The following is a 15,540-nucleotide window of genomic DNA, read 5'->3' as shown; positions in this document are numbered from 1 at the left end:
GGGTCACCCCATGAGCACTTGGTTTTCAACTAAGAATTAGTTAGGGCTTATAGTAATCGAAAGATTACTCGTCGTCACCTTTTTTACCGCCAGCTTGGAATTTAGCAATGATGCCTTCAGCCACGTTACGTGGAGTTTCAGCATATTTAGCAAATTCCATTGAGTAAGTCGCACGACCTTGAGACATAGAACGCATTTGAGTCGCGTAACCAAACATCTCAGCAAGAGGAACTTCTGCTTTAATTGCTTTTGTTCCACCAGGAAGATCGTCCATACCTTGAACCATACCACGACGACGGTTTAAGTCACCCATGATATCGCCCATGTAGTCTTCTGGAGTTTCTACTTCAACTTTCATGATAGGTTCAAGAAGGATAGGATCCGCTTTCATGAAACCATCACGGAAGGCATAAGAACCAGCCATTTTGAACGATAATTCGTCAGAGTCGACATCGTGGTAAGAACCGTCGAAAAGAACAGCTTTAACGCCTACAACTGGGTAACCAGCCAAGACACCATTCTTCATACGTTCTTGAATACCTTTATCAACTGCACCGAAGAATTCTTTAGGTACTACACCACCAACAACTTCTTCAGCGAATTCGTATTCTTTACCAGCAGTTTCAACGTCAAGCGGTTCTAAACGAACATATACGTGACCGAACTTACCTTTACCACCTGTTTGACGTACGAATTTACCTTCTTGCTCAACAGTTTTCTTAATCGTTTCACGATAAGCAACCATTGGTTTACCGATATTCGCTTCAACACCGAATTCACGCTTCATACGGTCAACGATGATGTCAAGGTGAAGCTCACCCATACCAGCAATAATTGTTTGACCAGATTCTTCATCAGTACGAACACGGAACGATGGATCTTCTTTCGCCAAACGGCCTAAAGCGATAGACATTTTTTCTTGGTCTGCTTTAGTTTTTGGTTCTACAGCCAATGAAATTACTGGCTCTGGGAATTCCATACGCTCAAGAGTAATGATGTTTTTCTCATCACATAATGTATCACCAGTTGTAACGTCTTTAAGACCTACACACGCTGCGATATCACCTGCACGGATTTCATCAAGATCTTGACGCTCGTTCGCGTGCATTTGCACGATACGACCGATACGTTCACGCTTAGCTTTAACTGGGTTATAAACCGGATCACCTTGTTTAAGAACACCAGAGTAAACACGTACGAATGTTAAGTTACCTACGAATTTGTCGTTCATGATTTTGAACGCAAGTGCAGAGAACGGAGCTTCGTCAGATGCTTCACGAGACGCTTTAGTTTCGTCTTTATCGTCAAGGATACCTTCGATCGCTTTAACTTCTGTAGGTGATGGTAAGAATTCAATTACAGCGTCCAACATACGTTGAACACCTTTGTTTTTGAACGCAGAACCACAAAGCATTACTTGAATTTCAGAAGCTAATGTACGAGCACGTAAACCAGCAATGATGTCTTCTTTAGAAAGATCACCTTCTTCTAGGTACTTGTCCATTAATTCTTCAGAAGCTTCAGCAGCTGCTTCAACCATGTTAGTACGCCATTCTTGAGCAGTATCAACTAGGTCAGCAGGAATATCACCGTATTCAAACTTCATACCTTGAGAAGCTTCATCCCAGATGATTGCCTTCATTTCGATAAGGTCAACAACACCTTGGAATGTGTCTTCAGCACCGATTGGCACAACGATTGGCACAGGGTTACCGCCCAAACGTGTTTTCATTTGTTCAACAACACGGAAGAAGTTTGCACCAGTACGGTCCATCTTGTTCACGAATGCTAAACGAGGCACTTTATATTTGTTTGCTTGACGCCATACAGTTTCAGACTGAGGCTGTACACCACCAACTGCACAGTAAACCATGCACGCACCGTCAAGAACACGCATAGAACGTTCAACTTCAATTGTGAAGTCTACGTGTCCCGGTGTATCAATTACGTTGATACGGTGTTGTTGGAATTGGTTAGCCATACCAGACCAGAAACAAGTTGTAGCAGCAGAGGTAATTGTAATACCACGCTCTTGCTCTTGTTCCATCCAGTCCATTGTTGCTGCACCGTCGTGTACTTCACCAATTTTGTGAGATACACCTGTGTAGAACAAAATACGTTCAGTTGTAGTTGTTTTACCTGCGTCAATGTGCGCAGAGATACCGATGTTACGGTAACGAGTAATTGGGGTTTGGCGAGCCATGATGTCTACATTCCTAAATGTTATCTTTAAAACAGGGCGCATCAATTAAATTGATGCGCACGAATACTCAAACGGGGCAACTTAAATACCCGCAAAGCCCCCACTTTGGTAGAGAGCAATGTTGAATCTAGCTACTGTATGCATGAGTATTCTCCTGATTAGGGACTGTTTTATCCGCTTAGAAACGGTAGTGAGAGAAGGCTTTGTTAGCTTCTGCCATACGATGCACGTCTTCACGTTTTTTGATCGCGGCACCTTTGCCTTCAGCTGCATCAAGCAACTCGCCAGCAAGACGTAAAGCCATAGTTTTTTCAGAACGCTTAGCAGCAGCATCTACTAACCAACGCATTGCTAAGGCAGTACGACGGGATGGGCGTACTTCCATAGGTACTTGATAAGTAGCACCACCAACACGGCGTGCTTTTACTTCGACCATAGGACGAACTTTCTCAAGAGTAGTCTCGAAAAATTCAACTGGGTCTACTTTGTTTTTTTCTTGAACGCGTTCTAAAGCACCGTAAACGATACTTTCAGCAATAGATTTTTTACCATCTTGCATTACGTGGTTCATGAATTTAGCGATTGTTTGGCTGCTAAATTTTGGATCTGGAAGGATCTCACGAGCAGCGACTACGCGACGTCTTGGCATTTTAATACACCTAATAATATGACACTTCAGGATAATCCAGCAGTTTGTACAAGTGTCATGTACACGACGCTGGCCTTACTATACGTCGCTTGAATTACAAATCTATGAAGAATTCAAACAAGCGAAACGCTAAAGGGCTTTTGGACTAGTTTCCTAGAATTACTTCTTAGGACGCTTAGTACCGTATTTAGAACGTGATTGATTACGATCTTTAACGCCGGCACAGTCTAAAGAACCACGAACGGTATGGTAACGTACACCTGGTAAGTCTTTAACACGACCACCACGGATAAGAACAACACTGTGCTCTTGTAAGTTATGACCTTCACCACCGATGTAGCTAGATACTTCAAAACCTGAAGTTAAGCGAACACGGCAAACCTTACGCATAGCTGAGTTAGGTTTTTTTGGTGTAGTTGTATAAACACGTGTACAAACACCACGACGTTGTGGACAAGCCTTCAACGCAGGAACTTTGGATTTTTCAACCAAAGTCGTACGACCCTTACGGATCAACTGATTCGTTGTTGCCATATGGCAATTCTCCCGTTATTAAAAAACCTTAAAAAGAAAATACCTCTTTTTAAGGGCACATAATTGTAAGCCAAGATGCAAAAATGGTCAACATGGCAATACTTACCAAATGTTGACCATATCAATGTTTGACAGGATGATTTACAAATTTAAATAAGGCTGAAACTTAATTTTCAAACCCTGTCTTTGTAATTGTATTGTTAAGAGTACTTTTGATCCTCTACAACCTCATCATTTTCAATTTCTAATGCTGGTTTTTGTTCACTGTGTTCATGCTCAACCACATGTTTTTCTGCAAGCTGCTCGATACCGTTATGAACATTTTCTTGCACTTTTTCTTCACTTTTTTCAGAAGTATTAGATTTGACCACAACAGATACTTTTGAAATTACATCATGATTTTCAATTTTATGATGTTGTGTTGCATGAACACTGCCATTTTCTCCAACATTTAAAAGACGCGGACTTGCCTTTTGAATAAGAGTTACTGCAGCATAGTAAGCTTGTAATGGTGACAAATGCTCACTTGGGTGTTCATTTAAATAATGTCGTGCTGCACCAAAAATAGCTTGTGCTTTATGGCCTACGTCTTCTTGTAACTTCCAGCTATAAACAGCACTAAGTACTGCACCAGCAACTGGAGTAAACTTGCCAACCGCAGCAAGTTGAGGAACTTTATTTAACCAGCTCCATTTGAACTCACCATTTTCATCGACTAACCAGCTTTTTAAAGTCTCAATATCATTTGAAGACCCAAGTACTTGCTGAAACTGTTGAATATCTTGTGTCTCTAACATATTACGTAAAGCTTTAAGTGCTAAAAGCACTGTCTGCTTCTCTGCAATCAGACTAATATCAACTTCTTTAAAAATAAATTCAACGACATCTTGATCAGTGGCTTCAGTCAAATCAAAACCGTGTGATCGTCCTGTTTGATAAATTGTTCTTAAAACCAATACTAAAGAAACAGGAATATCTACGGCTGCACCGACCATACCCGATACACCCGTAATTGCACCTTGAATACTTGCGATTAGTTTATTTTGTTCAATTAAAGCCTGACTTAAACGTTGTGAACGTGAAGTATCTTTTGTCAGCTCAAATAGGTCTTTAGCACCCGCCTCTTCTAAGATTTTTTCAGTCAGCGTACTTTTTGAACTAAAGTCATTTAGCCAATCAAATAAATAGCTCGATATTTTTTCATTCCAGTCAGGCGAAATAAATGTCGCAATACCATTGACCTTTCTAAAATGACGACCAAACACCTGACGCGTAACTTTAGGTAAATGTTCACGTAACATTTGTTGTGGACTTTCATACTGTTCCACTTCAAACGGACTTTTACTTCTAGCATTACCTTCTACTGTTTTACCACTTGCAAGTGGCTCAGCCAACTTACTAACCTCACCTATTTGGCTTTGCTGCAAGATGTTTAAAACAGTAGAACTGAGCTTTTTAGCCACTCCGAAGACCTGAGAAAACAAATTGTCAGATTGATTATTATTAAATTTTGTCATCCAGTACCTCGATTTTTTAATTTATCTAATTAGAGATAAATACTAGGTGGAATGTGGATTTATCTCAACTTGAATGTGTGTATTTTAGTTAACCCTAAATGCAACATACTGTGTATTTGGTTATTTTTTTTAAATGCAAAATTGACATAAAGATTTGCCATAAGAAATAAAAAACCTTTCTGCTATCATGGTAACAACGAAAACATATGTCTAATGTTCTTACAGCTATATTCTCCTATCATTTAATAGCTGCTCATGTTCATAGACTTTAAATATCACCATAAAGGGACCTGTAGATGAAACGTGTTGTAATCACTGGTATGGGTATTAACTCATGTATCGGTAACTCTTTAGAAGCAGTTACTCACTCACTTCAAAATGGAATCTCCGGGACACGTTTTAACCCAACTTATGCTGAACTCAATTTTAAGAGTCATGTCAGCGCTGCTGCAGAACAAGATTTTGACAATATTGATCGTAAATTAAAACGATTCATGGGCGTATGTGCAATGTACGCTTATAACTCTGCTGTTGCCGCTGTTGAACATGCTGGCTTAAAAGCAGAAGATTTAGCAGATAATCCACGTTATGGTATTGCTGGCGGTTCAGGTGGTGGTTCAACTGCTTCTGTTGTAGAAATGACTGAGCTTTTAGAAACTAAAGGTGCTCGTAAAGTTGGTCCTTTCTTCGTGCCACGTAACATGACAAACACAATTACTGCAAACGTGGGTGTTGCATTTAAACTTCAAGGTATTGCTCACTCAATCGCAAGTGCTTGTGCAACTTCTGCAGATGCAATTGGTTATGCATATAACCTTATTCAACTTGGTAAACAAGACCTTATGCTTGCTGGTGGTGGTGAAGAAGATCACTGGTCTCAAAGCTTATTGTTTGATGCTATGGGTGCTTTATGTTCTAAATACAACGACACACCTGAAACAGCATCTCGTCCATATTCAAAAGACCGTGACGGTTTCGTTATTGCTGGTGGTGGCGGTTTCGTTGTTCTTGAATCTCTTGAACATGCTCAAGCACGTGGTGCAAAAATTCTTGCTGAAGTTGTTGCTTATGCTGCGAACAGTGACGGTGCAGACATGGTTGCTCCAAGCGGTGAAGGTGCGACTCGTTGTATCTTGATGGCTCTTGAAGAAGCAAAACAACACGGCGTAGAAAAAATTGACTATGTAAATACCCATGGTACTTCTACACCAGCTGGTGATGTTACTGAACTTAAAGCAATGGAACGTGCTTTTGGTGAAGGTAAAGTTCCACCTTTAAGCTCAACTAAATCTATGACTGGTCATAGCTTGGGTGCTGCTGGTGTTCATGAAGCAATTTACTCTGTATTAATGCTTCAAAATGACTTTATTGCTCCAAACATTAACGTGACTGAGCTTGATGATGGCACTGAAGGTTTTGATATTGTGCTTGAAAAACGTGATGCAAAATTGAATACTGTAATGAGTAACAGTTTTGGCTTTGGCGGTGTAAACGCTTGCCTAATTTTCAAGAAGTGGGATGCATAATCCCACCTAGGATTAACGATGGATGCACCTTCTGATGCTTTTTTGTGGGTAAAAGCATTACATATTATTGCTGTGGTTTGTTGGTTCGCTGCTTTGTTCTACTTACCACGTCTTTATGTTTACCATGCAATGAGTGAGGATGCGGCAAGTCATCAACGCTTTGAAGTGATGGAACGTAAGTTGTATCGAGGTATTATGTGGCCATCTATGATTGCCACATTAATTACCGCCCATTTTCTCGTAGACTGGGGCGATGCAACTCGACATTACCATGAAGCCACATGGTTCTATTTAAAAGTTGGATTAGTGGCTTTATTAGTGATTTATCATTTAGTTTGTGGTTACTATCGCAAAAAGCTTATTGGAAATGCTCACTATAAATCACATAAGTTCTGGCGTTTTTTCAATGAAATGCCAACCTTAATTTTATTTGCTGTTGTGATTTTAGTTGTCGTAAAACCTCAGTTTTAACTGGGGTTTTTTATTATCTAAGATTTTTAACTGAATTCTTTTATTCATTTCACTGGCTTAACCTATTCATAATTTATTTTTCCGAGCAAAAGACTTTTACAGCAATCTTGATACATTCTTATAAAAACACCTCATCTTTTTTATAAATTCAATAAACAGTAAGGATAAAGCATGAAAAGTCTGGCTTTTATTCATCGTAACGATACTCGTTTTGCAGTCGGCGATTTTTATCCAGTTCTTTCTGTTTTTTCCTACCATGAGTTAGGTAATACACTCTCCCCCTTTTTACTACTCGACCATTTAGGCCCCGGAAAAATTGCACCGTCTATAAAACGTAGAGGAGTCAATGAGCACCCCCATCGTGGGTTCGAAACGGTAACATTTGTTTATGCAGGTGAATTGGAACACAAAGATTCATCTGGCGGAGGTGGGTCTATAAGTGCTGGCGATGTGCAATGGATGACAGCAGGCGCTGGTGTAATTCATCGGGAATTGTTTAGTGAAGAATTTTCTAAATCTGGCGGTGCTTTTGAAATGATCCAGCTTTGGGTCAATTTACCAGCAGCAGATAAAATGAATTCTCCACGCTATCAAAGTTTAAAGAAAGCTGAAATACCAGTGGTAAAACTGGAAAATGAGGCTGGATTTGTACGTATTATTGCCGGGCGGTTTAATCATGTTATAGGACCCGCGCTTACCCACACCCCTATTACTGTTTTGGATGTAGAGCTCCGCGCAGGTCAGCAAGCCATTTTCCCTGCTCAATCTGGCGAAACAACATTAGTTTATTTACGTTCAGGCCGAGTACAATTTCAAAAAGATGAAGAAGTCCTAGAGGAACAAGGTTTAGCAGTGATGTCAAACCAAGGAGAGCATTTCTCTATTACGGCTTTACAAAGTTGTAAGTTACTTATTTTGACAGGACAACCCATTACAGAACCGATTAATGGTCATGGTCCATTTGTAATGAATACTTATGATGAGATTTTACAAGCCTATGATGATATTAAAAATGGAAGATTTGCCAAGTAAAACAGCCTAACTACCGCATGCGAAACAAATCACAGTTATTTGCGTCTGTCTTTCAACATAGTTGATGTATGTTATGCTACAAATTAACAGATGAACTTATTTACTAGCAAAACTATGTTCACTCTCAACGCTTTTAAACTTCTCATATATCGGCAATTTATTATTTTCACCCTTTTTATTTTTCGTCACTTAAAAAGCTATCCAATTCGATTTCTTACACCAGAAGAAAAAGCTTTAGCGCAAAAGGTTTTTGGAGATTTTTTAGATTGTGACCGCCCTAAAATTATTGCTACTCGTTACTTACCTTGGCAAGCCCATGGAATTTTGATGGCTCCAAATGGAAATATTTATGTCAATCTTTCTGACTACAGTAGTAATTACGCGCTAGAGTCTAAATTCATACAAGGCATTTTTATTCATGAGTTGGCTCATGTCATGCAATACCAACGAGGTATTCATGTACTACTAAAAGGCGCCTTACTACAAACGGCCTACTATCTGAGTTTTAAATATTACAACCCATATAAATACACTTACCATCCTCAGAAAGCTTTTAGCTCTTACAATATTGAGCAGCAAGGAGAAATTGCTAGAGATATCTGTTCAGGTAAGCTACCAAATATTATTTGTTCACCTCACTTTGATTTGTAACTAAATAATCAAGATCGTCTTCAACGTAACTTTTTTGCTAACTTACTGGTAGAAAATTTATAAACAAAAAAATATGAAAATAAAGTTGAGATCTGAGTTTATTAATGTCAAATTATTGAAAATAAGTATAAAAACTTATTCCAAAATTTGGAGTGTTAAGGCAGTATACAAACAATAAAAATAATGAAGCTTGTTTCTATTGTATACAGAAAATCTCGTTATTTTTACGCAGAAAATATGTGATTGGTATATATTATTGATCTTGACATTTTTGTTTACTATTTTACTTGTTTATTATCGTGCTATACACATCGTTGAAAAATTATATTCATAAAAATCAACACTATGTGTATTTATATTCGTTATGATCTAGGATTAGGTTTGAATGAAAAGTTTTAAAGTTGCCCTTGCTCAGTTTTCTCCGCATATTGGCAATATTGACTCAAACACCCAAAAGATGATTGAGCAAGCAAATCAGGCGAAAAAACAAGATGCTGACCTGATTATTTTTCCTGAGCTTTCTGTGATTGGTTATCCAGCTGAAGACTTATTGTTACGTCCAAATTTAAATAAACGTATGCAAAAGGCTTTTGCTCAACTTAGCGAAGTTAAAGATATTGTGATGGTTTTCGGCTTCGTAAACCAGACAGAAGATGGTCAACGTTATAATTCAGCTGCTGTCATGAAAGACGGTCAGGTTTTAGGTGTCTTCAATAAACATAACTTGCCAAACTATGGCGTTTTTGATGAAAAACGTTATTTCCAAAAAGGCCATCAGCACTTGGTATTTGAGTACTTAGGTCATAAGTTTGGTGTACTCATTTGTGAAGATATCTGGTCAATCAATACAGTAAAACAATTAAGCCAATTAAATGTTGATACTGTACTTGTGCTTAATTCATCGCCATATGAAGTGGGTAAACCACAGCATCGTAAGCAAACATTAAGTGAACTTGCAAAACAACTTCATTTAAACATTGTTTATGTCAACCAAGTCGGTGGACAAGATGATTTAATTTTTGATGGCACAAGTTTTGTCAGCAACCAAAATGGTGAAATTGCTTTACAAGCACCAAGCTTTAAAGAAGACCTGTATATAGCTGAATTTGACCGCGATACAAAATTATATAAGGTCACCGAGTCTGCTCCTGCATTGGAAACTTTTGCAGAGATCTATCAAGGCTTAGTCATGGCAACACGTGACTATGTAGAGCGCTCAGGTTTTCCTGGAGTAATTTTAGGTCTTTCTGGCGGTATTGACTCTGCCCTTACGCTCGCTATTGCAGTTGATGCTATCGGTGCTGAAAGAGTTCAAGCTGTGATGATGCCTTATACCTACACTTCTCAAATTAGTGTGGAAGATGCAGCTGAACAAGCTCGCCGTATGGGCGTGACTTTCGGTATTGCTGAAATCCACTCAATCGTAAATAGCTTCATGCAAACTTTATATCCGTTCTTTGGTAATTCACCAGCCGATGCGACTGAAGAAAATTTACAAGCGCGCGCTCGTGGTACATTGCTTATGGGCTTATCTAACAAGTTTGGTAATTTAGTCCTTTCTACAGGTAATAAATCTGAACTTTCAGTTGGCTATTGCACACTTTATGGTGACATGGTGGGTGGCTTTGCTGTTCTCAAAGATGTTTATAAAACAATCGTGTTTGAATTAGCAAAATACCGTAATAGCTTAAGTGAAACTCCGGTTATTCCTGAGCGTGTGATTACTCGCCCACCTTCAGCAGAACTTCGTCCAGATCAAAAAGACCAAGACTCTTTACCTGCGTATGATGTATTGGATGCTATCCTTTATGCATACATTGAAGAAGATTTAGGTCAGGCAGACATTATTGCCAAAGGTTTTGATAAAGAAGTTGTTGAAAAAGTCATCCGTTTAGTTGATCGTAATGAATACAAACGTCGTCAAGGTGCGATTGGCCCGAGAATTACTTCTCGTGCATTTAGTCGCGAACGACGTTATCCGATTGTCAACGGTTGGACAGCGAATGACTGAGCAGAAAAACTCATCAAAAACCACAGCACTCGCTCAAGCACTTTTGCTTGAGCAGGTGGAATTTTTCAAAAAACAATTATCGATAGAAAACTCACCTATTTATTTCCAGCAGTTCATTCAACTGTTTATGCAACATGCTGACGAAATTAAACTTTATGAAGTTGTAGATTTAGAACAATTACAAGGCGTTGTGAAACGCTATGCTTTTGAAATGCAGCTGGGTGCAGGCTTACTTGAGTTTATTGGGGAAATTGCACAGCGTATTTATTTATCTGCCATGAAATCTCCAATTCAGCTACAAGACTTGGTATCCGATCACCAGTTTGAAATGTGGCTTTCCAAGTTTTTGGAAATGGAGCATATTCCTCAATATCTGAATGAGTTTTTAAGAACCAGCCCTTCTGTTCAACAGCTGTGCCAATATATTGCTACTTCAACCTTAGAACAAAAATTACCAAAATTTTTAACTGCCACTAAAGTGAATGACTACCATTTTGAATGGCAACATAAACTTAAAAAATTCTCGTTTTTACAGCAACAACGTCTCGAGCATAAACTTGAAACTTGGATTGCTAGTTTTATTCATGAACAACTTACAGAATTAAGTCTTTTGTCGGCTGAAGATTTAGAAAGCTTAGTGCGTCATATCTGGGAAGATATTAGGCATAAAAAAATGTATGAGTTTATGAAACAGCTCACTCCTCTCGATGTGGAAGAGTTCTTTGTTTTAATTTATGAATACTGGAAAGAATTACGTCAATCGCAATTTATGCAAGATCTTATTTTATATGGCGTCGAAGTTTTTTATGATTTTTATAAAGACCAAAGTCTATTTGAAGTGTTAAGTGAGATTGGTTTAACCGAAACCGATTTACAAACTGAAGCTTTACGTTTTTATCCGAAGGTTATGGATGCCTTTAATGAGCATGGTATTTTGGAACCGTTACTTCAAGCGCTCTTAGCTCCTTTTTATCAAAGCTCAAAAACACTCGATATGATTGCAAAACATTTTAGTGAGTAAAAAATAGATAAAAAGAAACCACGCAGGAGCGTGGTTTTTAAAATGGTGGCTATGACGAGACTTGAACTTGTGACCCCCGCATTATGAGTGCGGTGCTCTAACCAACTGAGCTACATAGCCGTAAACTGTGTGCGCATTATCTATAGTTCTGTATAGCAGGTCAATACTTCAAAACTCTTAATGCCCACCAAATGAACAAATATGATTCAGATCATCATTATTTGTTCATTTTTTAGCAAATTCATACTTTAAGCAATTGATCGGCCACAGAAATATATTAAAGATCTAATACTAGTTTTTTACCTTTTGCTCTTGATACACAAATCATCATGCTCTTTTGTGAAGCCTTTTCGGCATCACTTAAGTATTGATCGAAATGCTCTGCTTCACCTTCTAAAATAGCCGTTTCACATGTACCACAAACCCCTTCTCGGCATAGACATTCCACATCAATATTTAATGTCTCAATAGCTTGTAAAATAGTCTGGTTACTTTGTACTTCAATTTCCTGATTAGATTTGGCAAGTACCACCGTAAATGCTTCACCATCTTCTGGAACCGTTGAGGCAAATTGTTCCCAGTGAATGTATTCATCGCGGTAACGGTGCTTGTTACAACAATCAATCACCGCATCAATCATAGGTTTAGGTCCACATACATATACATGTGTGCCTTTTGGTTGCGATGAAATTAATTCGTCTAAGTTAAGCATGCAGCCTTCTGAATCAACATAACTAAATACGTGCTCTGCATGTTTTTGCTTTAGCTCATCAAGTAAAGCCGCGTGTTCAGGTGAACGGTAAGCATAATGTAGCTCAAAGTCAGCACCACGTGCCGCAAGCTCATCCATTTGCGGTAAAAACGGTGTAATACCAATACCACCTGCAATTAAGATATGTTTAGTACCTGTTTCAGCTAGCGGGAATAAATTTTTTGGTTCTGATATCTGGATTTCACAGCCTTCATTGCACTGATCATGCATGAAAACTGATCCCCCCTTACCTTCGACATCCTTACGAACACAGACTTGATAAGTTGATAAGTCTTGCGTACAGCCCATCAATGAGTAAGCATTGGAAAGTTGATCATTCATTTTGACAATAATATGGCTTCCCCCACTAAATCGAGGAAAGTTCTGCCCATCTTGACGTTTGAACGTAAACCGTTTGATTAAAGGGGTTAGCTGTTCCACACGAGTAACAACTGCTGGGAACATTTCATAATGACTAGCCATATTAGAATCCTTCTTTTACCGCATATTCTTGTTGTTAGGGCTTATCCTTAAAGCCCTAAACACATGTATTTAATAGTCATGAATTCTTCAAGACCATATTTTGAACCTTCACGTCCAACGCCTGATTGCTTCACACCACCAAATGGTACAACTTCATTTGAAATTGCTGTGGCATTCATACCGACCATTCCATATTCAAGCTGTTCCGACACTCGCCATAAACGTGAAATATTTTCGCTATACACATACGCTGCCAAACCGAAAATCGTGTCATTTGCTTGAGCAACCACATCTGCTTCATCTGTAAAACAAATAAGCGGCGCAACTGGACCAAAAATTTCTTCTTGGACAATTTCCATTGTACGGTCAACGTTCGTTAGAACTGATGGTTCATAAAAGGTTTGTCCTAAAGCATGCTGTTTACCACCACAGGCAATCTTAGCGCCTTTGCTCACTGCATCATCAATTAACTGTTGTGCTTTCAAAACTGCTTTTTCATTAATTAATGGGCCAATTTGTACGCCATCTTCCAAACCATTACCAACTTTAAATTTTTGTACTTCTTGTACAAACTTCTCGGCAAAAGCTTGATAAATATTGTCATGTACATAAATACGGTTAGCACATACACAGGTTTGACCTGCATTACGGAACTTGGCAAAAATCGCGCCTTGTACAGCTTTATCTAAATCGGCATCGTCAAACACAATCAGAGGAGCATTTCCGCCTAACTCAAGCGCCAATTTTTTAATGGTGCTTGAACACTGCTGCATCAGTAAACGGCCCACTGGCGTTGAACCAGTGAAAGTCAACTTTTTCACTTTTTCATGTGAAGTAAATACCGAGCCAATTTCTTGAGATTTACCAGTAACAACATTAATCACACCAGCTGGTATACCCGCCTTTTCTGCAAGCTTTGCAATCGCTAATGCACAGTAAGGTGTTTCATTGGCTGGCTTAATCACGACCGTACAACCCGCTGCTAAAGCTGGCGCTGCTTTACGGGTAATCATGGCAATTGGGAAATTCCACGGCGTAATCGCAGCCACAACACCCACAGGTTCTTTACTGATAATAAAACGCTGCTGGTTATTTACGGTTGGAATCACATCACCATAAATACGCTTGCCTTCTTCGGCAAACCATTGAATAAATGATGCAGCATAGCGAACCTCACCTTTTGCTTCTGCTAAAGGCTTGCCTTGCTCAATGGTCATGATTAAAGCAAGTTCATCGGTATGATCGAGAACCAGTTTATGCCAAGCCAACAAGATATCAGCACGATTTTGGGCAGTTAAAGCTTTCCAACTTTGTAAAGCCATATAGGCAGCTTCAACTGCTTGCGTTGCCTCTGCCGCTCCCATATTCGGAATTGTGCCAATTTCTTCCCCTGTAGCTGGGTTACTCACCGGAACAGTCGCATTCGACTGTGCAGCTAGCCATTGCCCATTAATATAGGCTTGTTGCTGAAATAGTTCAGTACTTTGTAAACTCGACATATCATCTTCCTAACTGAAGAATCAGGTGTAAGTCATCTTTACACCTGAATAAATCCATTTGTTTTATTTATGATGCTGCGCCACTAAATGTTGGAAGTAAGCGATACCATGCTCACTAATTCCTGAGCGTTGCTTGTCAGTCATAATACGGCCTTGACCACGATAACCACGTGATTTCAAACCACGTTGTACGCTCTCTACCAAGTTCAAATCTTCAGGACGGAATACATTGCGATACCATTCAATCAAATCTTTTTGATCTTGAGTCAGTTCTTCGTTAGTGAAGTAAATATCGTAATGCTGCAACGTCGTTTCTGCATCAACTGGAAACTCATAGATCACAGTCATGAAGTTGCTGCCCGGTGGTACGTTGAACATGGTACAAGGCCAAGTCCAGAACCCATGAAACTCAGGATCTGTTACTGATGGATCAAGCTTAAATGACTTCTCAGATGAACGCGCAAAACCGTACTGTAATGTCCAGTTTTGATGTGTGGTGTGCCAATATTTGTCGACTTGTACTGAGTCAGCAAAGCCCGGATGAGCAGGCCCACAGTGATAACATTCCAAGTAGTTATCGACAATAACTTTCCAGTTTGCTGGCGTTTCTGTTACAAAACGTGCCGCCAGTTTCAAATCTTTAATTACACTACATGCTTGATTTAAACGCTCAGCAAAGCCTGGAAGCTGGTCTTCTACACAAGTCGCATTTTCATCCATATTAATGAAAACAAAGCCTGCATATTCCTCGACTTTTAAAGGCACCATACTTGAGTTTTCTTTATCGAAAGATTCAACATGGTCACAGTTACGTGCCAATGCCAAGCTACCGTCTAGCTTGAAAGTCCATGCATGATATGGGCAAGTAATGACATTTTTTGCTTTACCACTGCCACTTAAAAGCTCATGGCCTCGGTGTGGACACACATTATAAAACGCACGTAGAACACTATCTTTACCGCGAATGATGACAATATTTTCACCAATTACTTTGCGGGTAATATAGTCATTTGGCTGAGCCAACTCACTGCCATGTGCAACACAAATCCAGCTTTTAGCAAAGATTGATTCTTTTTCATGCTCATAAACTTGAGATGAAGTATAGAAAACTTTAGGGAAAGTCCATGCAACATCTGGGTTTGCGCAAAAATCTTCAGGTAATTTTTCAACTGCACTCATGTTTTTACTCCAT

Annotated in this window: 13 protein-coding genes and 1 tRNA gene; 6 read left to right on the top strand and 8 right to left on the bottom strand. The window is 39.2% G+C overall.

Annotation, left to right across the window (positions count from 1 at the left end):
- Positions 1 to 64 precede the first annotated feature (64 nt).
- The 4 genes from fusA to ABLC00_RS04370 form a co-directional block, all read right to left on the bottom strand.
- Complete coding sequence (gene fusA, locus ABLC00_RS04385) at positions 65 to 2,203, bottom strand: elongation factor G (protein ID WP_002050327.1); 2,139 nt, start codon at positions 2,201 to 2,203, stop codon at positions 65 to 67.
- A 178-nt stretch (positions 2,204 to 2,381) separates the two neighbouring features.
- Positions 2,382 to 2,852, bottom strand: a complete 471-nt coding sequence (rpsG, locus tag ABLC00_RS04380; RefSeq protein ID WP_001138055.1) for a 30S ribosomal protein S7 — start codon at positions 2,850 to 2,852, stop codon at positions 2,382 to 2,384.
- Between the two features lie 159 nt (positions 2,853 to 3,011).
- Positions 3,012 to 3,386, bottom strand: a complete 375-nt coding sequence (gene rpsL, locus ABLC00_RS04375; protein WP_002050319.1) for a 30S ribosomal protein S12 — start codon at positions 3,384 to 3,386, stop codon at positions 3,012 to 3,014.
- A 200-nt stretch (positions 3,387 to 3,586) separates the two neighbouring features.
- A complete protein-coding gene (locus ABLC00_RS04370) occupies positions 3,587 to 4,903 on the bottom strand; it encodes an EcsC family protein (protein ID WP_348941242.1) in 1,317 nt (438 codons plus the stop codon).
- Positions 4,904 to 5,199: 296 nt separating this feature from the next.
- On the opposite strand from ABLC00_RS04370, the gene ABLC00_RS04365 reads away from it, so the two are divergent.
- The 6 genes from ABLC00_RS04365 to ABLC00_RS04340 all read left to right on the top strand — a co-directional run bounded on the left by ABLC00_RS04365 (position 5,200) and on the right by ABLC00_RS04340 (position 11,615).
- Complete coding sequence (locus ABLC00_RS04365; protein ID WP_002050356.1) at positions 5,200 to 6,429, top strand: beta-ketoacyl-ACP synthase II; 1,230 nt, start codon at positions 5,200 to 5,202, stop codon at positions 6,427 to 6,429.
- An 18-nt stretch (positions 6,430 to 6,447) separates the two neighbouring features.
- Positions 6,448 to 6,900: a protoporphyrinogen oxidase HemJ gene (gene hemJ / locus ABLC00_RS04360; protein ID WP_002050435.1), complete on the top strand. Its 453-nt coding sequence runs from the start codon at positions 6,448 to 6,450 to the stop codon at positions 6,898 to 6,900.
- A gap of 171 nt (positions 6,901 to 7,071) precedes the next feature.
- Complete coding sequence (locus ABLC00_RS04355) at positions 7,072 to 7,932, top strand: pirin family protein (protein ID WP_033846633.1); 861 nt, start codon at positions 7,072 to 7,074, stop codon at positions 7,930 to 7,932.
- A gap of 90 nt (positions 7,933 to 8,022) precedes the next feature.
- A complete protein-coding gene (locus ABLC00_RS04350; protein ID WP_033846632.1) occupies positions 8,023 to 8,583 on the top strand; it encodes a hypothetical protein in 561 nt (186 codons plus the stop codon).
- A gap of 385 nt (positions 8,584 to 8,968) precedes the next feature.
- Complete coding sequence (locus ABLC00_RS04345) at positions 8,969 to 10,594, top strand: NAD+ synthase (protein ID WP_004710259.1); 1,626 nt, start codon at positions 8,969 to 8,971, stop codon at positions 10,592 to 10,594.
- Positions 10,587 to 11,615 (top strand): hypothetical protein, encoded by a 1,029-nt coding sequence (locus tag ABLC00_RS04340; RefSeq protein WP_033846631.1) that lies wholly within the window; start codon positions 10,587 to 10,589, stop codon positions 11,613 to 11,615. The genes ABLC00_RS04345 and ABLC00_RS04340 overlap by 8 nt, the downstream gene beginning before the upstream one ends.
- A gap of 43 nt (positions 11,616 to 11,658) precedes the next feature.
- Here ABLC00_RS04340 and ABLC00_RS04335 read toward each other — a convergent pair.
- The 4 genes from ABLC00_RS04335 to cntA form a co-directional block, all read right to left on the bottom strand.
- Positions 11,659 to 11,735: transfer RNA gene (locus ABLC00_RS04335), tRNA-Met, on the bottom strand.
- Between the two features lie 157 nt (positions 11,736 to 11,892).
- A complete protein-coding gene (gene cntB, locus ABLC00_RS04330) occupies positions 11,893 to 12,849 on the bottom strand; it encodes a carnitine monooxygenase, reductase subunit CntB (RefSeq protein ID WP_002050363.1) in 957 nt (318 codons plus the stop codon).
- A 47-nt stretch (positions 12,850 to 12,896) separates the two neighbouring features.
- The gene (locus ABLC00_RS04325) at positions 12,897 to 14,348 is read right to left on the bottom strand and encodes an NAD-dependent succinate-semialdehyde dehydrogenase (protein ID WP_033854549.1); all 1,452 of its coding nucleotides are present in this window, start codon (positions 14,346 to 14,348) and stop codon (positions 12,897 to 12,899) included.
- A 63-nt stretch (positions 14,349 to 14,411) separates the two neighbouring features.
- Positions 14,412 to 15,527 (bottom strand): carnitine monooxygenase subunit alpha, encoded by a 1,116-nt coding sequence (cntA, locus tag ABLC00_RS04320; protein WP_004710265.1) that lies wholly within the window; start codon positions 15,525 to 15,527, stop codon positions 14,412 to 14,414.
- Positions 15,528 to 15,540 lie beyond the last annotated feature (13 nt).

Origin of the sequence: Acinetobacter nosocomialis (genome assembly GCF_041021905.1) — a bacterium.
GTDB classification, from domain to species: Bacteria; Pseudomonadota; Gammaproteobacteria; order Pseudomonadales; family Moraxellaceae; genus Acinetobacter; species Acinetobacter nosocomialis.
Note: the sequence above shows the minus strand (reverse complement) of the source record. Positions and strands in the feature narration are given on the sequence as shown.